Annotated in this window: 25 protein-coding genes; 13 read left to right on the forward strand and 12 right to left on the reverse strand. The window is 44.9% G+C overall.

Translation table 11 applies throughout. The features are described from left to right. The first annotated feature begins 100 nt into the window (after window positions 1-100). From QE390_RS11250 to QE390_RS11265, 4 genes are all read left to right on the forward strand, one after another. Entirely contained in the window at window positions 101-640 is a 540-nt protein-coding gene (locus QE390_RS11250) for an RNA polymerase sigma factor (RefSeq protein ID WP_106637972.1), read from the forward strand. A gap of 136 nt (window positions 641-776) precedes the next feature. Beyond that, on the forward strand, window positions 777-1,343 hold the full coding sequence (locus tag QE390_RS11255) for a DUF4136 domain-containing protein (RefSeq protein ID WP_307142206.1): 567 nt from the start codon (window positions 777-779) through the stop codon (window positions 1,341-1,343). A 167-nt stretch (window positions 1,344-1,510) separates the two neighbouring features. Next, window positions 1,511-2,191, forward strand: coding sequence for a response regulator transcription factor (locus QE390_RS11260; RefSeq protein WP_106638018.1), 681 nt, complete (start codon window positions 1,511-1,513; stop codon window positions 2,189-2,191). Window positions 2,192-2,365: 174 nt separating this feature from the next. Then, window positions 2,366-3,751, forward strand: coding sequence for an ATP-binding protein (locus QE390_RS11265; protein WP_307142207.1), 1,386 nt, complete (start codon window positions 2,366-2,368; stop codon window positions 3,749-3,751). A 46-nt stretch (window positions 3,752-3,797) separates the two neighbouring features. Here the strand turns inward: QE390_RS11265 and QE390_RS11270 are convergent, their stop codons facing one another. Then, window positions 3,798-4,271, reverse strand: coding sequence for a DinB family protein (locus QE390_RS11270; RefSeq protein WP_307142208.1), 474 nt, complete (start codon window positions 4,269-4,271; stop codon window positions 3,798-3,800). A gap of 292 nt (window positions 4,272-4,563) precedes the next feature. On the opposite strand from QE390_RS11270, the gene QE390_RS11275 reads away from it, so the two are divergent. Together QE390_RS11275 and QE390_RS11280 are read left to right on the forward strand one after the other, a co-directional pair. After that, window positions 4,564-5,784, forward strand: a complete 1,221-nt coding sequence (locus QE390_RS11275) for a sulfite oxidase (protein ID WP_307142209.1) — start codon at window positions 4,564-4,566, stop codon at window positions 5,782-5,784. Between the two features lie 89 nt (window positions 5,785-5,873). Then, window positions 5,874-6,269 carry a hypothetical protein gene (locus tag QE390_RS11280; protein WP_307142210.1) on the forward strand — a complete coding sequence of 132 codons (396 nt, stop codon included), beginning with the start codon at window positions 5,874-5,876 and terminating at the stop codon, window positions 6,267-6,269. A gap of 852 nt (window positions 6,270-7,121) precedes the next feature. Here the strand turns inward: QE390_RS11280 and QE390_RS11285 are convergent. From QE390_RS11285 to QE390_RS11305, 5 genes are all read right to left on the reverse strand, one after another. Further along, window positions 7,122-7,667 carry a YceI family protein gene (locus QE390_RS11285; protein ID WP_307142211.1) on the reverse strand — a complete coding sequence of 182 codons (546 nt, stop codon included), beginning with the start codon at window positions 7,665-7,667 and terminating at the stop codon, window positions 7,122-7,124. 12 nt (window positions 7,668-7,679) lie between these two features. Beyond that, window positions 7,680-8,591: a DUF5777 family beta-barrel protein gene (locus tag QE390_RS11290; protein ID WP_307142212.1), complete on the reverse strand. Its 912-nt coding sequence runs from the start codon at window positions 8,589-8,591 to the stop codon at window positions 7,680-7,682. 29 nt (window positions 8,592-8,620) lie between these two features. Continuing rightward, a complete protein-coding gene (locus tag QE390_RS11295) occupies window positions 8,621-9,064 on the reverse strand; it encodes a ubiquinol-cytochrome c reductase iron-sulfur subunit (RefSeq protein WP_307142213.1) in 444 nt (147 codons plus the stop codon). 154 nt (window positions 9,065-9,218) lie between these two features. After that, window positions 9,219-10,547 (reverse strand): hypothetical protein, encoded by a 1,329-nt coding sequence (locus QE390_RS11300; RefSeq protein WP_307142214.1) that lies wholly within the window; start codon window positions 10,545-10,547, stop codon window positions 9,219-9,221. Further along, a complete protein-coding gene (locus tag QE390_RS11305) occupies window positions 10,519-11,103 on the reverse strand; it encodes an RNA polymerase sigma factor (RefSeq protein ID WP_307142215.1) in 585 nt (194 codons plus the stop codon). The genes QE390_RS11300 and QE390_RS11305 overlap by 29 nt, the downstream gene beginning before the upstream one ends. Before the next feature lie 222 nt (window positions 11,104-11,325). On the opposite strand from QE390_RS11305, the gene QE390_RS11310 reads away from it, so the two are divergent. Both QE390_RS11310 and QE390_RS11315 read left to right on the forward strand, forming a co-directional pair. After that, window positions 11,326-12,153, forward strand: coding sequence for a c-type cytochrome (locus tag QE390_RS11310; RefSeq protein WP_307142216.1), 828 nt, complete (start codon window positions 11,326-11,328; stop codon window positions 12,151-12,153). Between the two features lie 130 nt (window positions 12,154-12,283). Beyond that, window positions 12,284-12,721, forward strand: a complete 438-nt coding sequence (locus QE390_RS11315; RefSeq protein ID WP_106637983.1) for a nuclear transport factor 2 family protein — start codon at window positions 12,284-12,286, stop codon at window positions 12,719-12,721. Window positions 12,722-12,784: 63 nt separating this feature from the next. Here the strand turns inward: QE390_RS11315 and QE390_RS11320 are convergent, their stop codons facing one another. Then, complete coding sequence (locus QE390_RS11320) at window positions 12,785-14,254, reverse strand: peptide MFS transporter (RefSeq protein ID WP_307142217.1); 1,470 nt, start codon at window positions 14,252-14,254, stop codon at window positions 12,785-12,787. 77 nt (window positions 14,255-14,331) lie between these two features. On the opposite strand from QE390_RS11320, the gene QE390_RS11325 reads away from it, so the two are divergent. Beyond that, window positions 14,332-15,015, forward strand: coding sequence for a peptidoglycan DD-metalloendopeptidase family protein (locus QE390_RS11325; RefSeq protein ID WP_307142218.1), 684 nt, complete (start codon window positions 14,332-14,334; stop codon window positions 15,013-15,015). Between the two features lie 371 nt (window positions 15,016-15,386). On the opposite strand, the gene QE390_RS11330 is transcribed toward QE390_RS11325, so the two are convergent. Together QE390_RS11330 and QE390_RS11335 are read right to left on the reverse strand one after the other, a co-directional pair. After that, window positions 15,387-17,015 (reverse strand): hypothetical protein, encoded by a 1,629-nt coding sequence (locus tag QE390_RS11330; RefSeq protein ID WP_307142219.1) that lies wholly within the window; start codon window positions 17,013-17,015, stop codon window positions 15,387-15,389. A gap of 135 nt (window positions 17,016-17,150) precedes the next feature. Further along, the gene (locus QE390_RS11335; RefSeq protein ID WP_307142220.1) at window positions 17,151-17,690 is read right to left on the reverse strand and encodes a hypothetical protein; all 540 of its coding nucleotides are present in this window, start codon (window positions 17,688-17,690) and stop codon (window positions 17,151-17,153) included. Window positions 17,691-18,146: 456 nt separating this feature from the next. Here QE390_RS11335 and QE390_RS11340 point away from each other — a divergent pair, with 456 nt between their 5' ends. Continuing rightward, window positions 18,147-19,421, forward strand: coding sequence for an aminotransferase class I/II-fold pyridoxal phosphate-dependent enzyme (locus QE390_RS11340; protein ID WP_307142221.1), 1,275 nt, complete (start codon window positions 18,147-18,149; stop codon window positions 19,419-19,421). A 219-nt stretch (window positions 19,422-19,640) separates the two neighbouring features. Continuing rightward, complete coding sequence (locus tag QE390_RS11345; RefSeq protein ID WP_106637987.1) at window positions 19,641-19,823, forward strand: histone H1; 183 nt, start codon at window positions 19,641-19,643, stop codon at window positions 19,821-19,823. 61 nt (window positions 19,824-19,884) lie between these two features. On the opposite strand, the gene QE390_RS11350 is transcribed toward QE390_RS11345, so the two are convergent. Then, entirely contained in the window at window positions 19,885-20,286 is a 402-nt protein-coding gene (locus QE390_RS11350) for a MaoC family dehydratase (protein WP_307143546.1), read from the reverse strand. 379 nt (window positions 20,287-20,665) lie between these two features. On the opposite strand from QE390_RS11350, the gene mdh reads away from it, so the two are divergent. After that, window positions 20,666-21,586 (forward strand): malate dehydrogenase, encoded by a 921-nt coding sequence (gene mdh / locus QE390_RS11355; protein ID WP_307142222.1) that lies wholly within the window; start codon window positions 20,666-20,668, stop codon window positions 21,584-21,586. A 93-nt stretch (window positions 21,587-21,679) separates the two neighbouring features. Here the strand turns inward: mdh and azu are convergent, their stop codons facing one another. Then, on the reverse strand, window positions 21,680-22,156 hold the full coding sequence (azu, locus tag QE390_RS11360; RefSeq protein WP_106637989.1) for an azurin: 477 nt from the start codon (window positions 22,154-22,156) through the stop codon (window positions 21,680-21,682). A 910-nt stretch (window positions 22,157-23,066) separates the two neighbouring features. Here azu and pgeF point away from each other — a divergent pair. Then, the gene (gene pgeF / locus QE390_RS11365; protein ID WP_307142223.1) at window positions 23,067-23,819 is read left to right on the forward strand and encodes a peptidoglycan editing factor PgeF; all 753 of its coding nucleotides are present in this window, start codon (window positions 23,067-23,069) and stop codon (window positions 23,817-23,819) included. Window positions 23,820-23,869: 50 nt separating this feature from the next. On the opposite strand, the gene QE390_RS11370 is transcribed toward pgeF, so the two are convergent. Further along, window positions 23,870-25,000 carry an alpha/beta hydrolase gene (locus QE390_RS11370; RefSeq protein ID WP_307142224.1) on the reverse strand — a complete coding sequence of 377 codons (1,131 nt, stop codon included), beginning with the start codon at window positions 24,998-25,000 and terminating at the stop codon, window positions 23,870-23,872. Between the last annotated feature and the right edge of the window lie 445 nt (window positions 25,001-25,445).

The following is a 25,445-nucleotide window of genomic DNA, read 5'->3' on the forward strand; positions in this document are numbered from 1 at the left end:
TCTGGACTTTAATAGCGTTTTAATGTGGCTTTAAATTCACCTTAACTCAGTTGCGGGACTTTTGGGTCAGAAATCGCCACAGTCTTAACTCTGTAAAGCCATGCAAACGGTCACTTTCCAACCTGAGAATCGCTTTGGCACTTTTAATGCCATTGTCAAAGTATACGAACGTAAACTGAACTATCACATTCGTCGCTACGTACGCGATCCCGAAGATGCCCGGGATGTGACTCAGGATGCTTTGTTAAAGATTTGGCAGGGGCTCCCTAATTTCAGAGGGGACTCTCAACTGTTTAGCTGGATGTATCGAATTGCGACCCACGAAGCCCTGAATTTTCTTCGTAAACAAAAGCACCACGTAGGTACGCAGATGGATACGGAAGTTCTGGAAAATCGTCCCGTTTTCGCGGATGTAGATACGACCTGGAACGGTGAAGAAGTAACCATCTGGCTTACGCAGGCCATTGAGCATTTGCCCGAAAAACAGCGTCAGGTCTTTCGCTTACGCTATTTCAAGGAGTTACCCTACGAAGAAATTGCTACGCAAACCGGAACGTCGGTAGGAGCTCTTAAAGCTAATTACCACTTAGCCGTACAGAAAGTAGAGAAGTATATTCTCGGTCGTCGCAATGATTTTTAATCCCGCTATAATCTTGATTTTATACGGATTTCAGGTCGCGTTTCTACGTTTATGATACTCAAACGAAGCGTAAAGAATCGGAAGATACCCGATGAAACGAAAGTGGTTTTGAGATTAACTTAAACGACGGATTGCCATGAAAAAAATCCTGCTTCTGACAACGCTATTCCTGGGTCTGGTTACGCTCCATAGCTCCGCTCAGGTAACTATTGATAAAGATAATCAGGCCAATTTTAGCCAGTATCACACCTTTAATTGGGCTCCCGCTGACATACGAACGGGAGCAAATCCGGTCTACCACAGCGATCTGATTCTTCAGAATATCCAGAATAATCTGGCCGACGAATTAAACGCTCGGGGCATTTCCCAAAGTGATGAGCCCGATTTACAAATCACCGTTCATACCTACACCGAAAATAAAACGCAACGGGTAATGAATGGCGGTTATGGCTACCCTTATTACGGTTATGGCTGGGGCCGGGGATTTTTGTATAGTCCTTTCATGTATGGCTATGGTCCCAGCTATCAGAACTATCACTATACTGAAGGAACGCTGGTAATAGATATGATGGATACCCACACGCACCATCTGGTCTGGAGAGGCGTAGCTCAGGGAGCGTTAAATGGCCCTCGTGGACTGGAACGGGAAATTGCCAGAGGTATTCATAAAATGATGAAACACTATCCTGCCGGATTGGCTTAGGATCTGAAAATAAAAATGTTAGGTCGGTGCCTGATGCAGATTGCTTCTGCTCATCAGGCACCGATTCCTGCAAGAAACCCAACCGATTTTCAATATTAAAGTCGAAAGAGATGATGCTCTATCAAAATATTACTACTTTCCGGGAAGAAAATGTACCGACAACTCCTATGAAAGTATTGATTGTAGAGGATGAACCTAAACTAGCCGCCTTTGTAAAGCGTGGACTGGAAGCGGAAGCATTTGACGCAAAAGTAGCCTATGACGGAATGATTGGCCAGAAAATGGCTCTGAGTGAGTCTTTTGATGTGATAATTCTGGACGTTAATCTTCCCCATATTAATGGTTTTGATTTAGTAAAAAAGCTTCGGGCTGAAGGAGTTAATACACCCGTATTGATGCTGACGGCTTTAGGAGAGCTGGAGGATAAAGTAACCGGACTGGATTCAGGAGCGGATGATTACCTGGTAAAGCCTTTTGAATTCCGGGAGTTACTGGCTCGTCTACGGTCCTTATACCGCCGAAGCCAGTCGGGGCCGGTGAGTCAGCATATTTTACAGGTAGCCGATCTGGAGCTGGACCTGGAAGAAAAAGTAGCCCGCCGGGGTGGCCGTCGCATTGACCTGACTGCGAAAGAATTTAGCTTACTTGAATACCTTCTCAGAAATCGCGGACGGGTCGTCTCTCGCGTAGATATCGCCGAAAAAGTCTGGGATTTACATTTTGACACCGGAACCAATACGATTGAAGTATACATTAACTTCCTCCGTAAAAAAGTAGATAAAGATTTCCCCAAAAAGCTCATTCACACCGTGATTGGGATGGGTTATGTTTTGCGGGAAGAAAACTGAGTGAGTTTCCGGTGACGATAAAATAATAGCATGGCTGGTGTTTTCGCCAGCCATTTTTGCTATAGATTAAAAAGGCGAAATCTATCCCTTGGAGGGAATGAATTACTTCATTTCCTTTGTTAAACTGCGTGGCTTGGGCCTTTGTGGCGAACCAGAATATAACCTCGTACCTAGATGCTTATACGTAATAAATTAATCCTGCTTTTTACGCTCCTGACGATGGGCGTGCTAATTCTGTTTTCAACCTTTCTTTACTCAACGTTTTCCTTATACCGTCAGGTCATTTTCCGGACGCGGCTAACTGAAAAGGCCCAGACAGCAGCGAGCTTGTTAATCAATCGTCGGCACCAGTTTGATGACTTTTTCAATCAGCTCATGGAGAGTGATATGCTCACGATTGTTGACGAGCACATTATGATTTTTGATGATCGTGATACGCTGGTGTATACCAACCGTCGTGGAGAATCGTCGCCGAGTTTGATGAACTTTATTCATACCCTGAAAACGAACCAACCCACCTTTGCTCAACTGGGTGAAAATGAAGCCGTGGGCATGGCTCACCAGGATTCTTCGCAGACTTTTCGAGTTGTAGCGATGGGGTATGACCGGGTTGGGTTCACCCGGCTCATTATGCTGAAACAGTTAATGATCTGGGGAAATCTGGGCAGTATAATTTTGCTGGTGGCGGTGGGGTACTTTTTCGTAAAAAGAATGCTGAAACCTATATCCAAAGCTATGGATGAGGTCGATACCATCACGGCCCAACATTTGGACAAACGGCTGGACGAAGGAAACCGACGGGATGAAATAGCCCGATTGTCGATGACTTTTAACGAGATGTTAAACCGTCTTCAAAAGTCTTTTGAAGCTCAGAGGAGTTTTGTGTCCCATGCCTCCCATGAGTTGCGAACACCGCTGACCAATATGCTCGGTACGCTTCAAATCTCGCACGATTACGATCAGGATTCTGAAGAACTGAAAGCGTCGATTCGTTCGGCGATGGAGGAAATCCGGCAGTTAATTTCCTTAACGAACAGTCTGCTTTCGCTGGCCCGAACGGGCGAAGGACTGGTTGGACTGGAAATTATTTCGGTGGATGATTGTGTCACAAATGCTCTTGCACACATTCATAATAAATACCCCGATCGACAGATTCATTACGATTTTGGAATATTACCCGGGGATGACTCCGGGACATTTTTCGAAACCCAAGGGAATGGTTCTCTACTAACGACTTGTATTCTGAACGTGCTTGATAATGCCTGTAAGTATTCGGAAGGATCGGTAGAAATCGTATTAAGTCAGGAAGATATGATTTCGCTTTCGATAAAAGATCATGGCAACGGGATTAATCCCAGCGATTTACCCCATTTGATGGAGCCATTTTTCCGAAGTAATGAAGTTTCCAGCATAAACGGATTTGGCATTGGGCTGGCTGTTGTTCAGAAAATTATCGCTCTGCACGGGGGCACGATCCATTTTCAGTCGGAAGTAGGAAAGGGGACTAATGTAATGATTAAGCTACCGGTATCGTTGTCGAAGAAACTCATTACCAGTTAATTCATGAAAAAGCCTTCTCAGCATAACTTGAGAAGGCTTTTTCATCTTATACTAACATCTTTTTCAAATGAGCCATCTGCCCGCTGTGATAGGCTTCGTGGTGAAGCATCCCGTGTAAAAGCGTATAATAGTTATACCGTCGGCCGGGAACCTGATCGTTCAGTTTATGGCTGCTGATTCGGCCCAGCGTTTCTACTAACTCTTCCTGCGTTTCCTGAAGATTATCTAAAATTTCCTGCCATTTGTCATCCGTTAATTCGTTAATAACCGACCAATCGGCTTCAGAATTCAGGATGATATCGAAACTCACGGAATCCGTTAGCTTTTCCAGGACAAAAATTCGCCAGTTAGTTAAGTGAACGGCAAGTTCAGCGATATTATGAACTGCTGGGGAGGGGCGAAAAACTGCCATTTCAGGCGTAATCCCCGTCAGAATTTCCTGTGTGCTGGGGCCATGCCAGGCTTCCCCGTCATAGATGGCGGTTAACAAAGAGGTGATCCGATCAACTTCTACTCTCATTATTAGGTATATGTTTGGAATAAATGCTAGAAAATAGGGTTACTATTAAATTTTATGGAGGAAAATGCACTTCTTCCTGTAAAAGGTATTTTTTTTGAACTACTATCTTCCTTAGAATCAGTCGCAGCCGGATAGCTCTTCATCAGTCAAATATAGGAGCTTGTGCGGTAAAAATTGGCAGGTTTAGGGCAGGAAAGGCCTTGAAAAGAATCAGGTGTTAATCACGGGTGAAAGGAGTAGCAGAGGGAATGCAAAAATTACATCGGTGAGTCATTATAAAACTTCTAAATCAATGCGTGAAAACGACCGGCGGCGGTTTATCAAACAATCCGTTTTAGGAACTCTGGGGACCATTTTAAGTACAGAAGTAGTCTTTGCTATTCCAGAAGGATATAAGCCGCTTTTTTTTGACAATGATCGAGACGCCCTAAAGGGGAAAAGTGCAGAAATGGTGGTGCTAAACGACCGTCCCTGGAACGTAGAAGCTCCCGCTCATTTACTGGACGATGCCGTAACGCCTGCTGAGAAAATGTTCATTCGTAACAACGGCATTGTGCCCGAAACGATTGACGTAAATGGCTGGACCTTAACAATCAATGGCGAGTCAGCAAAGAATAAAAAGGTATATACGCTGGAGGATCTGAAGAAAAAGTTCAAGCCCTATACCTATCAACTGACGCTCGAATGCGGCGGAAATGGTCGGGCGGGTTACTTTCCGAGCACCGCCGGCAATCAATGGACGAACGGCGGAATCAGTTGTGCAGAATGGACGGGTGTACGCCTGCGGGACATTCTTGAGGACACGGGCATCAAGGATGATGCGGTATACATTGGCTATTACGGAAAAGATATTCACCCTAGTCGCGAACCGGGCAAGGTGGTAATCTCGCGTGGTGTACCCCTTAAAAAAGCCCTGGAAGATGAATCGCTTATTGCCTGGGCGATGAACGGAAAAGATATTCCGGTGGTGCACGGGTATCCGCTGCGATTGGTTATCGGAGGCTGGCCAGCTTCGGTTTCGGGCAAGTGGTTGCATACGATTTCGATTCGTAATAAAGTGCACGACGGGCCTAAAATGACGGGGAAAAGCTACAAAGTGCCTATTAACCCCGTTGAGCCAGGCGTTGATCCACCAGAAGATCAGTTTCGGATTATTGAGTCCATGCCCGTAAAATCACTAATTACCTATCCACAAACGGGAGCGATGCTGGATTTCGGGAAAACCCTAGCCTTACGAGGCCACGCCTGGGCGGGAGACCTGGAAGTGAAACAGTTGGAAATTTCTATTGACTTCGGAGCTACCTGGCAAAAAGCAAAACTACAGGCTCCTAAGAATCGGCTGGCCTGGCAACACTGGACGGCAGAGGTACAATTTCCGAAAAAAGGTTATTACGAAGTTTGGGCTAAAGCCACGGATTCGAAGGGTGTAAGTCAACCCATGGTAATGCCCCAGTGGAATCCTGAAGGATACATTAATAACTCCTGCCATCGGATTGCGATAAAGGTAGTCTGAGGCTAGAGACGGTATGAATCGCGTCTGGGTAAAAGGCAATTTTGTACTAATACTGATTGGTGGAGGATCGGTAGACAGAAATCTATTTTATGAAATACCTATTCATGTTATCGGCCTTCCTGCTGCTGGGAAGTGTGGCCTGGACTTCGCAGTCCGGTAATAAGCCTACGACCACAACTAGGCAAGCCTGGGCCGATTCTGTAAAGAAAGACCCGGAAACGGGATTGGCTGTAGATACCAATTTGCCTTTGATCAAGGCTCATTGCACGGCTTGTCATTCCAGTAAGTTGATTACGCAAAACCATTTTACCCGAACGGGTTGGGTCGATAAAATTCGATGGATGCAGAAGTACCACAAACTCTGGGACTTAGGCCCATCCGAAGTGACGGTACTGGATTACCTGGAAAAGTATTACGGCCCCTCGAAACAAACCTTCGACGGACGCAGAAAACCGCTGGAGAAACCAAGCTGGTACAAGTTTTGAGCGGCCGCCGCTGCGGTTTTCAGTTTTCAGTTTTCAGTTTTCAGTTTTCAGTTTTCAGTTTTCAGTTTTCAGTTTTCAGTTTTCAGTTTTCAGTTTTCAGTTTTCAGTTTTCAGTTGGAAAGAGAAACCTGTAAAGGTAATAGAGTTGTTTGTAAATGGAGGAGACCCTAACCCCGGAGGGGTTTAATATGGATAGCCCCAGGCTGGATAGCCCCGGATGAAAATCCGGGGGACGGGCGGGTAGGTTAACGCACTTACGAATTCCCACCATGGCTGGTGTCTTCACCAGCCAAAAAGCCTAGTGGTTGGTGAAGACACCAACCATGGTGGAAATCGTATCTCCCTAGGCATGTTGCAGTTTTGGAATTACGTACTCGCCCCCCCCCGGGTTGTCACCCGGAGCTATTCATATTAAACCCCTCTGGGGTTGTTGTTTTCTCCGGCCATAGCGGATAAGAATAGGAACGTCAGCGTCTGGAAGTATCAGATAGTAGACAAGGGTTTCATAAGTAGAGACGCGACTTCATCGCGTCTGGCCGGGAGATGAAAATAACGGGCTAGTCTTAAAACCGCCTCTTACCCAGACGCGATGAAGTCGCGTCTCTACTTGCCGGATCGCCTGCCCTTTGGGGTTGTAATCAGAAGTATCCGACACCTAAATATTGGAATAAAAGATCATAAAGAGTGCCGAAAATACCTGCCCAGAAGCTAGCGAACTTCATTCTCAAGGATATTGTCGAAGAAAGTAAGGGAAAACCCAACAGATAGATGAGCTTCTAAAACACTAAAAAAGGTCTCGTAAGCGGCTAGTGAAACATGAACGTTCACTCAAAACCCAAAACAGCAGAATACTCACTTCTTCGTAAGCGTAAACTGATTTTTCACGTCTATAACTTCGGCGATCTTTGCAAAGACCAGCTTGGGAACTTCGATCTTGTGATCAACTAATGCCACTTGAAAATCAGATTGAAGGATAATCTTATCGCCCTGAACGGTCAACTTACCATTCAATGTTCGCTCTTTTTTTACGCCGTGCAAGTCAAAGGTTCCTACCGCTGACACATCATAAGTTCCCGGTTTGTTAAGGTCAGGTATGGGTTGAATCTTTCCCCGAAACATTGCGTATGGATACTTTTCCGACTCCACGTAGTTTTCATTGAAGTGTTCCTGCATCAATTTATTGGGGAAATTAAAATCCGTCATAGTCATTCGTACGACGATCTCTCCCGTTTGCGTATTCAGCACCGACCCTACTTTTTTATTAACAGCCGATATATTTTCCATCGGCGTTTTTGAGAAAAAACTCGTTTCTCCGATCTGAGTAATAAAGAGCTGAGCCTGAGCTGAGCCTGCTGCCAAAATCAGCAAGGTTAGTATTCTGAAAATGGAGTTGGACATAAAAATCAAAGGTTAACGTTTGCGATCAAAACTAAACGTGCGGGAGATATTGAAGCCGTAATGAATGTCGCCTTTGAAGAAGTTACCCGTCGTTTGCGTCAGGAATTGCTTTTCAATCATGCCCTGAGCGTTCGTGAAATGCAATTGAAAGACGTGACCACCCGTTTCAATATCCACACCTACGGCAAAAGCATTGTACGTATTAGCTTCGCCGGGAGCAATATTCTTCTGATCCGAACTCAGGAATCGTGCATAATATTCAGCGTTAACGGATACCCGTTTACTGATTTTATAACGACCACCAAAGCCCAGGGCTGTTACCGCCTCGGTTTGAGTGTCAGCCTTGCCCAACGTCACAAACGTGGGAATCAATTGTAAAGAAAACTTATCATTGAACTTACGAGCAATCAGAGCCTGAAACGTCCAGTTCTGGCGTTCGCCGTTGTTATAGTACAGCGTACTGGTGGCATTCTCCTGCGTGGGTTCGGTAACGATAGCATCCGAAGCAAAAAGGGTAATACTCACCGGAGACGAATGCTCGCCGGTGCTTTGGCGGAGCAGACGGTATTTGGCGTATAAATCCACCGTTTTCTGGATACTGCTACGACCAACGCCTACGGTTAAGCGATCCGTAACTCCGTAATCAAGTCCGAGTCTGATGTAAGCTTCGTCGAGGCCATAAAAGTTATCTACGCCCGAATTTAAACGGCCAAAGCGGTGAGAAATCAGAAAATCCAGGTGTTTCCCTTTTATCGTTTCAACGGTATGACCATTCATGAGTCGAGTTCCCTTGAAGGTTGCTGACGTATAGGTTTTGGCGGCGGGCTGGTCAAGTGATTTCAGTAAGTCGTCGTCCTGAGCAAAAGATTTTTGCCCGCACAGACTCAACCCGGATAGGAGAAAAAAGAACAGAGAATGTTTCATAGAAGCTTGATGCTCTCGTGGAAAAAGGATTACTCAAATACTCGCAGAGTGGTGCCAGTCAGCTCCGTTTTGTACTGTTTTAGGGCTGAAGAAGCGGGGCCAGCTAATACCGATCCTGTGGTACTAAAGCGTGAACCATGAGCCGAGCAATAAAAATCATTGTTTGCGGAACGATACTGCACCGATACGCCCTGATGCGTGCAGGCCTGAGAAACCGCAATGTACGCTCCGGCTGAGGTACGGGCTACGATAATTCCGCTGACGTATACGTAACCTCCATTGGCATTTAGAGCGGAATAGGCGGTATTCGATAAATCAAGGGATAGACCCGTGCTACCACCCCCAGAACCGCTACCTGGATTGACGGCTTCATCCTTTTCATTTTTACAACCCGAGAGGCAGTGTTGTAGTACAATAGCCCCGATGCTGGTACCTACCAGGGTCATGAATTGCTTGCGGTCCATCGATTTCATGTCGTTGATAATTAGTGTAAGCGTTTGGGTAAGGCAATAGTCGTGCTATAGCCCGAAAGAGCTACCAACCATTACGAGTGGTTTAAACACGGCGTTGCAAAAAAACTGTAAAATGTATGTTACTACAGGTAATTTATAATTAAGCTATTGAAAATCAGTGCTTTTTAAGTTGGTACCGCAACGAGAAAAATACACCGCTACTGCGGAGCCGTACCTTGCCAAAGCCTACGCCGCCCAGTGGTGTCTTTACGAATGGTTCTATACGTACCAGTAGGCGTGGGAGGATAGGTCGTTCCAACCCTAAAGAGATATTGGCGGTAGCTAACCAGTGATTTCCCGTTCGTTTTTTCTCCAGTTCGTAGGTATAAGTCGGATATTGGTAATAATAATCTTCCTTGAGCATCAGGTAAGACGTACTCCCCAGACTAACGAAAAACTGGTTTTGCTTCCACTTCCAGGCATCATACGTAATAGTTAGCGGCACGTCGAGCATCCGACAGGCGGCGTCGATGACATCCGGGCGTTTGTACGTGGCCCAGTAACCCTGATAAGGTCGGTAATCATAACTGCTGGCGGAGTAATTTTTGAGCGAATAAATAACCCCCGCCGAAGCCCGCCAACGCGGAGCGAAACGATATTCCAACTGCAAGCCGGTATTATAACCCGTGGCTGCTTGCCGCCCTGGCACTTGCGTGAAATCAGGAGAAAGCAGCAATTGCAAGGCCCAACGGCTAACCAACGGTTGAATCGGAATTTCTGGAGCTGATGCCAGGTCGGGCGTTTGCCAGCTTAAATTCACGGGTAACTTTTGCCACTTGGACGGCTTCAATCGGGATAATGCAAGGGTTGCTAAGGTATCAATAGATGTAACGTGGGAGTCCGAACTGAGCTCGGAGTGGATTGTTGCTGGGGTTGAATTCAATAGGATAGTATCAGAAACGGAGCGTTGTTGACCTGACTTCTTCTGAGCGGTAATGGGATAAAAGGGTTCATGTAAAACCTGTTTTCTAGGAATGGATTTTTGAGAAATCTTTGCCTTTTTAGCCGACGTTACGGGTTGTTCAGCAAGGGCAGAGGAAGCGTTTGAGTTAAGTTCAGGAAGCCGCTCGTTCGCTTCTTGGGCATGCTCCTGGCTACCTGGTATAACGTTTAACGATTTGGGTAAGGGATTTCTAGAACTTGATGGAAGGGTAGAGTGGGTCGGTGGGGTCGGCTTCTCTTGATGCTCTAACAGGGTTTGTTGATCCAATTGCGTAACGCTCCGGCCAGTGGTTAACCAGAACAGGCCCACCATAATCAGAATAACAATTCCTTCAATCAGTGTAAAACGTTTTAGTTTGGTTTGAAAATACTGATCCCCATCGAGCTTTTGCTCCATGCGTTTCCAGGCCTCTGGATCGAACGGCGGTTCGAATCCCGAAGCAGCTTTCCGGAACAGGTCGTCCAGCTGATCGTCAGGCATATTTAGAGGATCGTTCTTCATGACTTTTTTTTAATAGTTCCTTCAAATGCTGACGGGCTTTGGCCAGGTTAGATTTAGATGTGCCCACGTTAATGTTCAGTTGCTGGGCTACTTCCTCGTGCGAATACCCGTCAATAACGTAAAGGTTAAACACGGCTCGGTAACCCGGACTCAACTGCTGAATCAGGCCAATCAAATCTTCATAAGCCAGCCCGTCGAGCGGACTTTCGGTGAGGGATGCAGGAACATGAATGTCTTCCAGTCCAACCTGACTGGAATATTTAAGCGTACTTCGATACTGATCAATCGCCGTATTAATGACGATTCGTTTGAGGTAACCAATAAACGACGGAACCGGATCGTGCTTTTCGATCTGATACTGACTCATGCCCTGGAAAACCTTCAAAAACCCATCATTCACTACCTCCAGACTCACTTCCTTATCGGGACAATACCGAAGGGCAATACCCATAGCGAACGAATAAAAAAGCCGGTACAGGGTCTCCTGGCTTTTTCGCTCGTTCCGGGTACACCCTTTTAGCAAGGGGAGTAGCTCTGCGGCGGTGATTTTCGTCACGGTTAAGGTCGTTTCAATCCCTTACTCGGTAGAAAATGCGAAAAGGTTGCCTGTGTGACCATATTTTTTTAAAAAATTTCATCGATAATAAGTAATGTATTGATTGTTAATAGATTATAATCTAAATAAATTTTTGAAACCGCTCTTTTTTAAGAAAAAACAGGCGAGTCATTGCGAATAAAAATTACCTGTTACCACTGATCTTTTACCATATTTGTGCCTATGCAACGAGCCTTACTTCTGCTTTCATTTATACCCTTTTTAGCCTGTCAGCCTTCCTCTAAAAATACGCAGGAAAAGCCATCAGTCGATTCGACGCAAACGCTGGTTTCAGAGCTTGATTCTACCTCTATTGATCTGGTGGAAAAAAAAGCAACACTCGGCAAAGCGGAAACCATTACAGTTACGAATGACCCCGTTTTTCACAAAACTAAAACCTTCGAAGCCATTCCTTTAGGGAATGTTTTGAAGCAAATTCCAGCTTACGCCCATCTGAAACCAGAAGAAACGCAAGTGGTTTTTGAGTGTGAAGATGGCTATAATCCTTCGATGCCCTTAACCAAAGTAATAAGCAGTAAGGCTTATCTGGCCATAAGAGATAAAGACGCTGCGGCAGGCGAAGACTGGACAACTCTACAGAAGGGCCCGGAAACAAAAAAAATTGCTCCGTTTTACATTTGTTATACGGATGGAAGGGGTAACGATCCAACCTATAAATGGCCTTACAATCTGGTGAAAATTAGCCTGACTTCGGCTTCGAAAGAAACGGCAGCTTTGTTTCCGAAGCATGATGATTCGGTAGTGAAAGGGTACGGATTATTTAAAACCCATTGCCTGACTTGCCATGCCCTAAACGGCGTAGGTGGAACGTTAGGACCAGAATTAAACAGACCCAAAAGCGTAACGGAATACTGGAAAACGGGAGATCTGAAAGCCTTTATTGCTAACCCTGAGCGTTATCGGGACAGGGTGAAAATGCCGAATCTGGGTTTGAAGAAAAAGGAAATTGATGAGATTGTAGGGTATTTGTCTTACATGGCAAAACAGTAACTTCAAAGCGGCAGAGACGTCCATTTATGGCGTTTAGGTAAGAGGCGGTTTTATTACTAGTTATTGATTCCCGTTTTCTAACCAGACGCAATAAAGTCGCCTCTCTATCGAAATAAAACCGAATTTTTTTATGAAAATAATGATAACCCTTGCCTTAGCCCTGACAACCTTAAGTTTGAAAGCTCAGGATACAGAAGCAGTGAAAAGCGTCATTGACCGACTATTCGAGGGAATGGCAAAACACGATACAATTCTGGTGCGAAGTGTTTTTCATCCGACGGCTCGACTGCAATCAGCGGGATTAGATAAGCAGGGCACACCCGTGTTAACCTTAACTTCTATCGATGCTTTTGTAAAATCCATTGGCTCCATTCCAGCAACAGTTACAGTCGAGGAACGTCTGAAAAACTATGAAATCAGGGTAGATGATCGGTTAGCAACGGCATGGACCCCTTACGAATTTTACGTTAATGGCAAATTGAGTCACTCGGGCGTAGACGCTTTTCAGTTATACAAAACCGATCAGGGCTGGAAGATCATCCAGATTAGTGATACCCGTAAGAAATAAAAAATGCCCCCAAGTAGTGTCTAACTTCTGGGGGCACTCCAAAACCTTCAGCGTCGTTTTTTATTATTTAATTCCTCCCGTCCAGTTTTTCAAGGGTCGCTGTAATATAAAAATGATACTTCCAACCACAAGGCAGAACCATACAATGCTCATAAACATTTCGGGCATTTGATGAATATTTTCTTCGTCAAATCCACCAGCAAAGAGCCCTGCGAAAAGATTTCCTAAAGCAGCTGCAACAAACCAAATACCCATCAGCTGACTCAGGTATTTTTTAGGAGCAAGCTTTGTATAGGCACTGAGGCCGACCGGACTCAGGCAAAGTTCTCCGAGTGTATGGAATAAATAGGTAAAGGTCAGAATCCATGCGGAAGCTTTCACGCCGGAAAGTGCGGTTTTTGCCCCAATCACCATGATGTAATAGCCAAGAGCTAGTAGAAAAAGTCCAATAGAAAACTTAATTAGTAAAGGAGGGTTGAGTCCCCGTTTTTCTAAAAAGACCCAGATACCACCTACAACAGGGGCAAATACGAGAATGTAAAACGGATTGAAGTTTTGAAACCAGCTAGAGGGCATTCCAAATGGAAGTTCAGAGTAACGATCTGCAAAAATCTGCAAAGAGGAGCCTTGCTGTTCAAAACCTGCCCAAAATAGTACGGCACCCCAAAATAGTATAAATAGAATGGCTAATCGTTTTTGTTCAACTCTATCAAAACCAGATGCGAAAAACATATTCAAAAAGTAAGTCATAACCACAGCAATGGCTAAAACTCCCATTGATGCTGCCACTGCCTGTTTACTATCCCACTTGAATGTGCCACTTACTTGCATGATAACCAGGAAGATGAATAATGAGCCGATCAGAATCCAGGTAAGCGTTTTGACAGGAGTTTTCTCTTCGGTATCTATACTGGCTTTGGGATATAACCCTTTCTCACCTAGATAAGTACTGGCAAATAAGCGATAGGCGACGAGGCCTAGTAACATGGCAATAGCGGCAGCTCCAAAGCCATAATGCCAACCTATTTTCTGTCCGAGATAGCCCACAATCGTGATTCCTAAAAAGGAACCCATGTTGATTCCCATATAAAATATTGAGAAGGCTGCATCTCGAATAGCTCCTCCTTCAGGATAAAGCTCACTGACGATCGAGCTGATGTTGGGTTTTAATAAACCTGTTCCAATGGCAACTAGAGCCAGCCCCGCAAAAAATACCGTTTGACTGGCAGGAAAAGCAAGAACAACGTGGCCCGCCATGATAGCAAGACCACCATACCAGATGGATTTACGTTGACCAAAGATATTGTCAGCTAGCCAACCCCCAGGTAAGGATAACAAATAAACGGAGAAGGTATAAAGCCCATAAATAGCTCCACCTTCTCCTTCATTCAATCCCATTCCTCCCTTTGTTTTGTCAAGTAGAAATAGTAATAATATGGCCCTCATACCATAGTATGAAAAACGCTCCCACATTTCTACAATAAATAAAAGAAAGAGGCCTCTAGGATGTCCTAGAAATTTTTTATCAGACATATTTTTTTAATTGTTGATAGAAATAAAAAATGGTCAAATATAAGCGAAGTTTGAGGTAAGCCAAATACAGGCCATCTATGAAACTTACTGAGACTCTTCAAAAATACCAAATTTCCTTTGCTCCGGTCATGTCTTTTGACTGGAAAAAAACGCCCGTAAAGATTCTGGATTTTACGGCGGGTAATCGGGCACTGGAACAGCAAAATTTAACACAAACGGCGGATTTCGCCGCTTTTGTAACCCAGGAAATTAAAGCGGCAGGTGCCGTTTATGGGGTGGGGGGTTATAATGAACACCGGGTTTTATACCGCCGAAGTCCGCATTTTCAGCAAACGGAAGAGCCCCGGGAAATTCATTTGGGAATTGATATTTGGGCAAAAGCCGGAACCCTAGTGGCTGCACCCCTAAAGGGAAGAATTCATAGCTTTCGGGATAATGCTAATTTCGGCGATTACGGGCCAACAATTATTCTTGAACATGAGCTCGACGGACAGCCGTTTTATACCCTATACGGTCATTTGAGTCGAACGTCTTTAGTGGGGAAGGAAGTTGGACAGCAGATTCAGGCGGGAGAGGTATTTGCTGAATTAGGCCCCTTTCCAGAAAACGGCGACTGGCCGCCGCATTTACACATTCAGGTCATTGAAAATCTGGAAGGCTGGTCGGGAGATTATCCGGGCGTGTGTGCCGTTAGTCAGCGTGAAAAGTATCTGAATAACTGCCCCGATCCCAACCTGATTTTGCAGATCCCAGGGTTGTAATGAATACTTTTTTACTACCCTGTCATCCAGAGCAAAGGACCTTCCTTATGTCCTAATTTCTTACAGGTAACTAGTAATTAGGCCTTACAAAACGTAGAGACGCGACTTCATCGCGTCTGGCCGGGAAATGGAAGTATTTTAAAGGTACCTAGGCTGTGGTTGGTGTCTCACCAACCACGGTTTGCGTACAAATGACTGGTGAGACACCAGCCATGGCGGGGAGAACAGACGCGATATAGATGATAGAGAAAGGAACATTCAAGGCAACAGATAGAAGGAACAATAGATAATCTGAGCTAATCGATCTTTCGGATCTGTGATTCGAAATCCATCTGCAAGGGATTGGTAATCCTCTGCCGCCAACATCCTACTTAGAAAATGCTCCGCCATTCATAAGGCTTTAGCGTAATTACTACTGCCCCGGGCAAGCGGACGGCGAACGTTTCGTCGGTATGATTAGCGATTAAGGTCGTTTTCCAGCCGTTTGCTTTCTCCAGAATTAAACTGCTGCAACGCAAAGGTTGAGAAGTACGGCTGGGAATAAGCTGCTCGGGCTTAAACTCACTTAAAAAAGCAAAAAGCTCGTAAACGGGCGTTGGACTCTCTTCATAGATAATGCCATCGGGACCGAAAAGGTCATAATAGGTGATCGCTTCAGCTCCGGCTTCGGCGAGATATTTATAACTGCCAATGGTCCAACTGGCGGCAAAAGGTGTCTGAAGCCGTTCATCCGTTTGATCGGCAAATCGTACGGGCGAAATCTGAACAGGCTTTTCAGAAAGCTGAATGGCTGACCGAACGGTTTCGGCTTGTCCAGCCAGATTTTCAACAATAGAAACTTCATCAAAGCAATGGACCTGTGGACAGATGGAATAACTTACAAAGTCAACCCGAGCGTATTCAAAAGGATTACGGTTGAATTCTACGAAGAAGTTAGCTGTTCCTCCACCCATGCGTAAGGTAGGCCAGCGGGACTCTAACAGGGGTAAGGCTTGCTCCAATAACTCATTCGTGGTCAATCCGTTTTCGTTAAGCAGGACGACTTCTTTGATGAGTGACTTGGACTTAAAGACATTCAGATCGGGTACTGCATTCAAGTCAATTAAGACCGCCAGCAGAATAGGGATATTCAGTTTCTCGATTTCCCTGAAAGCGGCAAAAAATGTCTCCTGCCAGTGCTTTTCGGTTAAATCCAGTTCCAGGCGAATATGCGAAGGCGAAAGCTTCCGCAGCAGCTCCATTTCTTTTTCAGTAAGGGTACGGTTTTCCTTGGGCCAGCATAGACCCCACTTAGCCAGTGGCTGCGATTCTCCTGCTAAATCCACCCGTACATTTGGGTCGGGACTGATGTACAAAGGCCATTCTCCCGAAAAAGATAAAACAGCTTTTTGCTGAAAAACTTCACCTTTGCTTACGTCCACGGGCTTGGGTAAGCTCTGGGGTGTAGCGTAGGTTTTATAGGAAGTATCCGAGTAGTTCCGCTGATCTTCCGTTTCAAAAATGTCGCCTTCAAGCTGTAGCTGAGCTTTCAGGCCGTTGATGGCGTGCCATTCCAGTCCGGCAACGGTCATGAAAGGTTGATGCGGTAAGATCAAGTCCGGGAAGGTTGATGGCGTTTCTTCTCCGTTGGGATGAATAACCCTGACAATCTGATTTTTGAAGCCTTCAATGGGATGTAGAATGCAAAGGCCAAGTCGATTTTTAGAAAAATCTTCCAGAGCCGTACCCTGCCAGTCAAACGTGATGGTGCCGTCTGCTTCACCTGTAATGGTTACTTCACCTGCCATCTTGGGTTCGTCAGTCGTCCAGCGATAATATACCTCAAAAGTATCTTCCGATGGCTCAATGCGTTCGTCCTGAATAGTAATGTCAGCCGTGCCCCAATTTTCATCGCGGATGGCCACGTAAATCCTCCTCAGAATTTCCTGATCATTAATGGTAAAGTAGCGTAATGAGCCTTCGTGGTAAAGTAGCGTGAGGTTTCCGGCACGTAATAACATGGGGCATTCCATTTAATAGTGATCACTCAACTCGCAAAAAAAGAATGCCTGTGAAGCTTAACGTTTGGCTAACGATCAAGCATAATAGAGTCAACGGATGCGGGAGTTATGAAGTTGACAGAAAACCATTCGAACTTACTCCTCTACCCGTCGAGGCTTAATCTTCCATTCCTGTAATAAACTATCTCTGAACAACTGAGCCGTCTGGGTAGTGGGAATTTCGAAGGAACTGATGGTCGGTAGACCCGCTACTTCAAGCCGGGTTCTGAGTTGCCGTTTGGCTGTGCTGTCCGGGTAATAATCAAAGTGCATCAAATGATGACCTTTGGGAAGGGGATAATAATAAGTATCTGTTTCGCGAATAAGTTTTTGCTGACGAATGACCATCTCTTTCTTCCAGAAATAAGGTCGATTAATGGCGGGAATCTGTGCGGGAAGCCAGTACAAATGGTATATTCCTGAAGTATCCTGCGTGACTTGGGGCTGATCACTGTCCAGGACGGGTTCTAACTTTAATGCTTTTCTCTGTTCGTTGAGACGTACGCCGAAAGGCTCCGTGTGAAATAGATTTTGAGTACGCTGAGGATACGTTTGAATGAGATTCCAGGTTAGAATGCCTACACCGACGACTAATATGAAAAAGATAAACCGATCAATTCTACGAAGAAAATGCATAAGGAGTATGGCTGTAAAGCAAGGGTAACTTTCTAAAACAATAGTGGGAATTACAAACTATCATTAACGACCGATCTGGAAAATATAGACTGTAATTTATTGCAAGTCAGTAAATTACCGTTCCGGCCTATGGGTTTGATTAATGCTTGGAAGAGACAGGACGATTACGCGTAAAACAATTGATTCATGCTAGGGTTTATGGCTTTATACTTTTGTATGAAATCGTTAATATTTTTAAATTCGTCGCAAAATAGCCAAACTACTTAGACCCAATCAAAAAGCAAAAAACAATTGCTTGGTGTTATCGTAGAAAAATCCTATTTTAGCGGCGTAGAAATCGTGAAAAAGCAGTAATCAAACGGATGAAATTTTCGGGATGAAATCTCGGAAAAGTACTAGTAAAGAGCACCATTTTTTGATTACTGCTCAATGTTAACAATAAAAATCTGATTGAACGTGGCAGATATTTTTGAACGTCGTCTGGCTAACCTGGGGCCTCTCGGACAGTATTCCGACAAAGTCCATGGGTACTTTGCTTTTCCTTACCTTGAAGGAGAGATTGGCCCTCGTATGAAGTTCCATGGAAAGCAGATGCTGAACTGGAGCCTGAATAACTATTTAGGGTTAGCCAATCACCCGGAAGTACGGAAAGCAGATGCCGAAGCTGCTGCGGAATGGGGTATGGCCGCTCCGATGGGAGCCCGGATGATGTCTGGTCAAACGCCGTATCATGAGGCTCTGGAACGCCAACTGGCTGACTTCGTAGAAAAAGAAGACGCCTTCCTGCTTAACTTCGGTTATCAGGGGGTTATGTCCACCATCGAAGCCATTGTTGATTATAAAGATATTATCGTTTACGATGCAGAAAGTCACGCCTGTCTGATTGACGGTATTCGGCTGCACAAAGCGAAATTAGGTAAGTACTTTACCTTCAAGCATAACGACATGGAGTCGTTGGAGAAAAACCTCCAGCGGGCTACGAAACTGGCCGACGAGCAGGGTGGTGGCGTTCTGGTTATTACGGAAGGTGTGTTTGGAATGTCTGGTAACATCGGTAAACTTGATGAAATCGTAGCTCTCAAGCAAAAGTACAATTTCCGTTTATTAGTAGACGACGCTCACGGTTTTGGGACGATGGGTAAGAATGGTTCAGGCGTAGCCGAGCACCTGGGTGTGCAGGCGGGTGTGGACTTGCATTTCTCAACGTTCGCTAAATCAATGGCTAGTATTGGTGGTTTCATTGCTGGACCTAAAGCCATCATCCAGTACCTGCGTTACAACATGCGTTCACAAACGTACGCCAAGTCACTGCCGATGCCACTGGTATTGGGTGCGATGAAGCGTCTGGAACTGGTTCGTACGCAGCCTGAATTGCGTGAAAATCTCTGGAATATCGTTCGTGCCGTGCAGAATGGTCTTCGCGAACGCGGTTTTGATATTGGTACGACGCAGTCGCCTGTTACGCCTGTGTTCTTACACGGACAATACGATGGTAGTGTGGTAACTCAGTTAGTAGCTGACTTACGCGAAAATCTGGGTATTTTCTGTTCTATCGTGGTGTACCCCGTTGTGCCGAAAGGAGTAATTATGTTGCGGATCATCCCAACGGCTGTTCATACGCTAGCAGATGTTGAAGAAACGCTAGATGCTTTTGATATCATTCAAGAGAAACTTACGAAGGGCGAATATGCGAATAAAGGATTTGCTGACGTAAGCAAAACTGCGGTTTAGTAGCCCTAAACGCTGTTTTTACCCCATTTTATTCAGAAAAGACTGGATAAAATGGGGTATTTTTCTGCTCAAAGGATAAAATTGTATAATTTTTCCAAGAACTTTCACATTTTCGAGCCGGGTTCACTTGCGGGAATAGCGTAAATGCCTAAATTTCGCCAAAAATGCACTTTTGCATACTTTCAATCATTCGTTATACATTATAAACACCAGACTCACATGAGCAGATTCTCAGAACTCAAAGAATTGGTATTATCCCTAGAAGGCGACTTCGAAAAATTCTACGATAAACAAAACCAGGCTGCGGGCACACGTGTTCGCAAAGGTATGCAAGACCTAAAAGTATTGGCTCAGGATATTCGTTCTGAAGTACAAGAAAAGAAAAATGAAAAAGAAGGCTAGTCGCCATCCTCTTTATCGATAACCCTCGAATGATCGCATTCGAGGGTTTTTTATTGCCTTGTTAGAAATGCTCTTTGTTCATTACCACGGCCACGCCTCGGGTGGTTACTTTCTTGGTCTGGGCATCAATAATTTCGGTAGAGATCTCGGCAGTGTGTTTATCAGCATTAACGCTGAGCACTTCAAAACGAGCTTCATAAGCCACGTCTACAAACATGGGGCGTAAAAATTCGAGTGACTGCTTCACGTATACGCTACCCGCTCCGGGGAACTTCGTACCAATAACATTAGAAAAAATGCTGGCTCCCAGAATGCCGTGGATAATTGGTTTCTTGAACGGAGTTGTCGCTGCAAATTCAGCGTCTAAGTGTAATGGATTATTATCACCGGAAACTTCCGCAAAACGGATGACATCTTCTTGTGAAAACTGAAAGGAATGCTGGTAATTATCGCCAATAGTCATGATATGGAGTGATAAATAAGGAATGCAAATGATCCACAAAGGAAGGGGCTTCGCTTGATAAATGCATAGAAATAAATCAGCTTCTGAAGATTCATTCGGTCTTTTCTCTACAATATCAATGGGTTTCAGTAACATTGTCCTTTAGTCGAATTCAGCACTAGCATTTTGAGTTATGAAAAAAATCTGGGCGGCAATCCACAAATATCGCCAGTATATTGGCGTCGATGGAGCCATGTATTTATCGTTCATTATCGTCCTCATAATTCTCTTCATCTTTTTCTCGTGAATAAAGTTCAATAGTAAATGTTCTATTAATTGTTGGAATATTTACTTAATTGCAACGTATTCACCTTCGTTCACGATTTTAAACGTAGATTCCATGAAAATCACCGTTGTAGGAGCTGGAGCCGTTGGAGCTACCTGTGCTGATAACATCGTTCGGCGAGAATTGGCTCAGGAAGTAGTCTTGCTTGATATTAAAGAAGGACTGGCAGAGGGAAAGTCACTGGATATGTTTCAAACCGCCACTCTGCTGGATTTTGATTCCCGGATAGTCGGTTCAACCAATGATTACGCCAAAACGGCTGGCTCTGATGTCGTCGTGATTACCTCGGGAATTCCACGAAAACCCGGCATGACCCGCGAAGAACTGATCGGTATTAACGCGGGGATTGTGAAAACGGTTACGACGCAGATTCTGGAACATTCGCCCGAAGCGATCATTGTTGTGATCTCCAATCCAATGGACACCATGACTTATTTAGCTCTGCAAACGGCGGGAGTTTCCAAGCATAAGATCATCGGCATGGGTGGAATTCTGGATTCAGCCCGATTTAAAACCTACCTGTCGCTGGCGATGGATGTGCCGCCTTCGGATTTACAGGCTACGGTTATTGGCGGTCACGGCGATACCACGATGATTCCCTTGACTCGACTGGCAACTTATTCAGGAACGCCCGTCAGTCAATATCTGGATGAAACTACCTTACAGAAAGTAGCCTCAGATACGATGGTCGGTGGAGCAACGCTGACGGGATTAATCGGGACTTCAGCCTGGTATGCTCCGGGAGCTGCGGGAGCCTTACTCGTTGAAAGTATTGTCAGAGATCAGAAGCGGATTCTTCCCTGCTGTGTGTATCTGGAAGGTGAATACGGTCAATCAAATATTTGTTTGGGCGTGCCTGTAGTAATCGGCAAAAATGGCTGGGAAAAAATCATTGACTTTGGTCTGACTGAAGCTGAACAGGCCGCATTCAATAAGTCAGCAGAAGCCGTTAGGAATATGAACAGTGTACTATAGTTTGAGAACGTTTCTAATAAAGTAAAAGCGGTCTGGAGAACCTCCAGACCGCTTTTACTTTATTAACTCAGTGAAGAATAGCTTCGTTTACGCTTATTCTACAACGAACTTACCCTGCATGATGCCATAGTGACCGGGGAAGCTACAGATATACGTATACGTTCCTTTTTTAGGAGCCGTAAATTCGATGGTATCGCTTTCGCCACCGCCTAGCAGTTTGGTATGAGCCACAATGCTGGCTGACTCTGACTTAGGAATATATTCTGTACTGGAAGCCATATTAGCTTTCGAGGCAAAAGCTTGTAAATCGGTGCCGGGTTTTAGCAACACGAAGTTATGACCCATGGCTTGTTTGGCAAATTTACCCGTATGTTTGAGCGTCAGCTTTACTTTCTGGCCAGCTTTCACTTTAAATTCTTTTTTATCAAACTGCATGGCATCGTTCGCATTCAGGACCAATGCTTTAGCAGGTTTACCAGCTTGAGCGGAAGCTTCAGTTGCAGGTAGGAAAGTAGATACACTACATAAAGCAAGAGCAGCCGCAAAGAGCCGGAAACGTTTCGTGTTCATAGATTTATTTTTATTTAGTTTAAATTAGTGGCAAAGTAAATCAAAACTCCTTACACCTATAACAGAGATCAGACGTTTTTTATTCCATCTGTCTAGAATACTTAACACTTATTAAGGAGTTTGGAGTTTGGAGTTTGGAGTTTGGAGTTTGGAGTTTGGAGTTTGGAGTTTGGAGTTTGGAGTTTGGAGTTTGGAAAGGTAAAAACCTATAAAGGTAGGGGAGTTGTTTGGAAATGGGAATCATAACCCCGGAGGGGTTGAACCTGAATAGCCCCGGATGTTAATCCGGGTTTTTTGTGTGAGGTACATACTCCTGCCCTGGCTGGTGTCCTCACCAGTCAAAAAGCCTAGTGGTTGGTGAAGACACCAACCACGGTGGATGGGAAGAGGTTTGGAAATGGGAGGTATAACCCCGGAGGGGTTGAATGTGGATAGCCCCGGGTGATAACCCGGGGTAAACGTTGGACGGGCCATACGCTCCTGCCCTGGCTGGTGTCTTCACCAGTCAAAGAGCCTAGTGGTTGGTGAGGACACCAACCACGGTGGAAAGGAGTTTGGAGTTTGGAAAGGTAAAACCAGTAAAGGTAGGGGAGTTGTTTGGAAATGGGAATACTAACCCCGGAGGGGTTCAACCTGAATAGCCCCGGATGTTAATCCGGGGTTTTACGTGTGAGGTACATGCTCCTGCCCTGGCTGGTGAGGACACCAGCCAAGGCGGAATTTGAAAAAGTAAAACAATCAAACATTCAGGTAGAGATGCGACTTTCCTGCGTCTGGTTAGTAAATGAAAATCCTTTCAATCGTGATAAAACCGCGTCTCTACCAGAGGGACGGGCTGAAACTGAGGTTTGCTCATAGGTCAAAACAATAAATCATTAGTTTTGAGTTTTCTTATCAAGTTTAGATGGCCATGAGTACTAAGTCTCTTTTTTATATACCCCCCATATTCCAAGCATTTTCAGAATTAATTGCCGCTCAGAGCACGCGTCACGGTGGCGTGAGCCAATCGCCCTATCATAGTCTGAATTTGGGCGGTTCTACGCAGGATGATCCTGAAGCGGTTCTTGAGAACAAACGCCTTTTTTACGAGAGTTTAGGAATCAAAGAAAGCCAGGTGGCTTCTTCTCATCAGGTGCACGGAACGGAGATATTCATAACCAATCAACCTGGACGAGAACAGGGGCACGATGCCGTCATAACTAATCAGGCTGGGGTAATGGCTTTGGTAACCATTGCCGACTGTACACCAATTCTAGTATATGATGCCCGTACCCAAGTAGTTGCTGCCATTCACGCAGGGTGGCGGGGGACAGTAGCTGGAATTGTAGCAAAAACACTAAAAACGATGCAGCAAACCTACGGAACTCAACCTGAAGACTGTTATGCCTGGGTTGGTACTTGCATTGACGAGTGTTCGTTTGAAGTAGGGAGCGACGTGTCCGATCATTTCGCCGATCGTTTTAAACGTTGGGACGAAAGCAGGCAAAAATTCTTCGTGGATTTGAAAGCCGCTAATGCCTACCCCTTGCAAAGCTTTGGTATTCCTGATTCTCAAATTGAAATATCACCTTATTCAACGGTCCTTCACAATGAAGATTACTTCTCCCATCGTCTTGAAAAGGGCATAACGGGACGAATGGTCGCAGTCATTGGCAGAAAATAAAAGAGGGACGCAAAACATTTGCATCCCTCTTTCTATAGAATCATCACTCACTATCGACCAAAAGCACTTCTCAGTCGTGAAGCCGCGTATTCCTGAGCGTCCTGAGCATTAGGCTCGATGGCATAAGTTCCAAAGAATTCGTGGGTTACACCTTCATACAGACGGTATTCCGTACTTACTCCGGCAGAAGTAAATTTGTCTGCCAGTTGTTTGCCTTCCGTTTGCAGGGGATCGATCTCCGCTCCGATGATGGTCGTGGCAGGTAAACCACTTAGTGTGGCTACGTCAACCAGCGAGATATATCTGCTATCGCCGTCAGACATAGTACGGAAATATTTGTCCACAAACCACTCTACCAGAGGCTTGCTCAGCGGTTTTGCGTTTGCATACGTATTATACGAGGCGGTAGTTAAATCATTATTAGCTACTGGATACACTAGGAGTTGGTGAATCGGCATTGGGAAGTTGTTCTCACGAGCCATGATACTTACCCCAACGGCCATATTACCACCGGCACTTTCACCGGCTACGGCAATTTTAGTAGAATCGCCATTGAGTGAAGCGGCGTTTCGTCTCACCCATTTGTAGGCTTCGTAACTGTCCATATGAGCCGTTGGAAACTTGTTTTCGGGTGCTTTACGGTATTCAACAGAAACGACTATTGCTCCAGTATTACGAGCCAGTGCACGGGCTGAAGCCTCATACACTTCGGGACTGGCAATAACCCAGCCACCGCCGTGGTAATACACGATGACGGGTAAATTACCACTAGCCCCTTGCGGACGATATACTACTGCCCGGATGTTTGTACCACCATAACCGGGAATCAGGCGTTGACTGGTATCTACCTGCATGTCAGGAGCCGTAATGTTATTTCTGCTCAGCAAAGAGCTAACGGCGTCTTTAATGGATGGTTTGGTACGGGCCTGCTGAGGAGTGAGGGTATAAAGGGGAGTCGAATCCAGACGAGCCATTTCTTCGATAATAGCCTGCATTTGTGGCTTAATGGTGGGTCCCCAGGAAGGCTTGGGACCAGTCGGTTGAATATCCTTACCCGGATCCGTGTCGTCATTTTTGTTGCAAGCCGTTAAGCTTAGCAGAGCGAACATCGCCAGAAGATAACCGCCCTTCAAAAGAAGTCGATGCTTCTTTTCTGCATACGTATTCAATGTTGATTTCATGTAGAGTTGGATTTGTTAAATAACTTTTTATTTCCTTAACTCCCTGAAATTCACATACCATACTTAAATTCATTAGCCTTAATAACTAAGAGAAAAGTAGCTAAACTAGTAGGGTTTACCTATTAGATTTATTTGAATAAATTAATGAATCAGCTAATGACTCACCTAGTTAATAGACTTGAGATAAGATAATTACTTGAAATAACGGAGAACCAGACAGTTGAAATAACGGAAAGAAGGGCATTCATCCAGAATTGATGAATCCGGTCAGGAAAGGTAAGCATACCTTCAGAGTAAGCTTATGCTTTGATAAGATCAAATGGCAAAATAATATACGCCGTTCAGGATTATTCGCAACCTTTTGAGCAAGTGATACCTCAGATGAAATATTTGTTGTATAGCTGTCTAGCCTCTAAATTCCCGTTAATAACCCTCTAAAACAGCC

Origin of the sequence: Siphonobacter sp. SORGH_AS_1065 (genome assembly GCF_030818595.1) — a bacterium.
In the GTDB taxonomy this organism is placed as follows: domain Bacteria; phylum Bacteroidota; class Bacteroidia; order Cytophagales; family Spirosomataceae; genus Siphonobacter.

Excerpts from the sequence above, each read along its gene's own strand:
- QE390_RS11250 (WP_106637972.1), top strand. The coding sequence starts at position 101 with ATGCAAACGGTCACTTTCCAACCTGAGAATCGCTTTGGCACTTTTAAT.
- QE390_RS11255 (WP_307142206.1), top strand. The coding sequence starts at position 777 with ATGAAAAAAATCCTGCTTCTGACAACGCTATTCCTGGGTCTGGTTACG.
- QE390_RS11260 (WP_106638018.1), top strand. The coding sequence starts at position 1,511 with ATGAAAGTATTGATTGTAGAGGATGAACCTAAACTAGCCGCCTTTGTA.
- QE390_RS11265 (WP_307142207.1), top strand. The coding sequence starts at position 2,366 with ATGCTTATACGTAATAAATTAATCCTGCTTTTTACGCTCCTGACGATG.
- QE390_RS11270 (WP_307142208.1), bottom strand. The coding sequence starts at position 4,271 with ATGAGAGTAGAAGTTGATCGGATCACCTCTTTGTTAACCGCCATCTAT.
- QE390_RS11275 (WP_307142209.1), top strand. The coding sequence starts at position 4,564 with ATGCGTGAAAACGACCGGCGGCGGTTTATCAAACAATCCGTTTTAGGA.
- QE390_RS11280 (WP_307142210.1), top strand. The coding sequence starts at position 5,874 with ATGAAATACCTATTCATGTTATCGGCCTTCCTGCTGCTGGGAAGTGTG.
- QE390_RS11285 (WP_307142211.1), bottom strand. The coding sequence starts at position 7,667 with ATGTCCAACTCCATTTTCAGAATACTAACCTTGCTGATTTTGGCAGCA.
- QE390_RS11290 (WP_307142212.1), bottom strand. The coding sequence starts at position 8,591 with ATGAAACATTCTCTGTTCTTTTTTCTCCTATCCGGGTTGAGTCTGTGC.
- QE390_RS11295 (WP_307142213.1), bottom strand. The coding sequence starts at position 9,064 with ATGAAATCGATGGACCGCAAGCAATTCATGACCCTGGTAGGTACCAGC.
- QE390_RS11300 (WP_307142214.1), bottom strand. The coding sequence starts at position 10,547 with ATGAAGAACGATCCTCTAAATATGCCTGACGATCAGCTGGACGACCTG.
- QE390_RS11310 (WP_307142216.1), top strand. The coding sequence starts at position 11,326 with ATGCAACGAGCCTTACTTCTGCTTTCATTTATACCCTTTTTAGCCTGT.
- QE390_RS11315 (WP_106637983.1), top strand. The coding sequence starts at position 12,284 with ATGAAAATAATGATAACCCTTGCCTTAGCCCTGACAACCTTAAGTTTG.
- QE390_RS11320 (WP_307142217.1), bottom strand. The coding sequence starts at position 14,254 with ATGTCTGATAAAAAATTTCTAGGACATCCTAGAGGCCTCTTTCTTTTA.
- QE390_RS11325 (WP_307142218.1), top strand. The coding sequence starts at position 14,332 with ATGAAACTTACTGAGACTCTTCAAAAATACCAAATTTCCTTTGCTCCG.
- QE390_RS11330 (WP_307142219.1), bottom strand. The coding sequence starts at position 17,015 with ATGTTATTACGTGCCGGAAACCTCACGCTACTTTACCACGAAGGCTCA.
- QE390_RS11335 (WP_307142220.1), bottom strand. The coding sequence starts at position 17,690 with ATGCATTTTCTTCGTAGAATTGATCGGTTTATCTTTTTCATATTAGTC.
- QE390_RS11345 (WP_106637987.1), top strand. The coding sequence starts at position 19,641 with ATGAGCAGATTCTCAGAACTCAAAGAATTGGTATTATCCCTAGAAGGC.
- QE390_RS11350 (WP_307143546.1), bottom strand. The coding sequence starts at position 20,286 with ATGACTATTGGCGATAATTACCAGCATTCCTTTCAGTTTTCACAAGAA.
- mdh (WP_307142222.1), top strand. The coding sequence starts at position 20,666 with ATGAAAATCACCGTTGTAGGAGCTGGAGCCGTTGGAGCTACCTGTGCT.
- azu (WP_106637989.1), bottom strand. The coding sequence starts at position 22,156 with ATGAACACGAAACGTTTCCGGCTCTTTGCGGCTGCTCTTGCTTTATGT.
- pgeF (WP_307142223.1), top strand. The coding sequence starts at position 23,067 with ATGAGTACTAAGTCTCTTTTTTATATACCCCCCATATTCCAAGCATTT.
- QE390_RS11370 (WP_307142224.1), bottom strand. The coding sequence starts at position 25,000 with ATGAAATCAACATTGAATACGTATGCAGAAAAGAAGCATCGACTTCTT.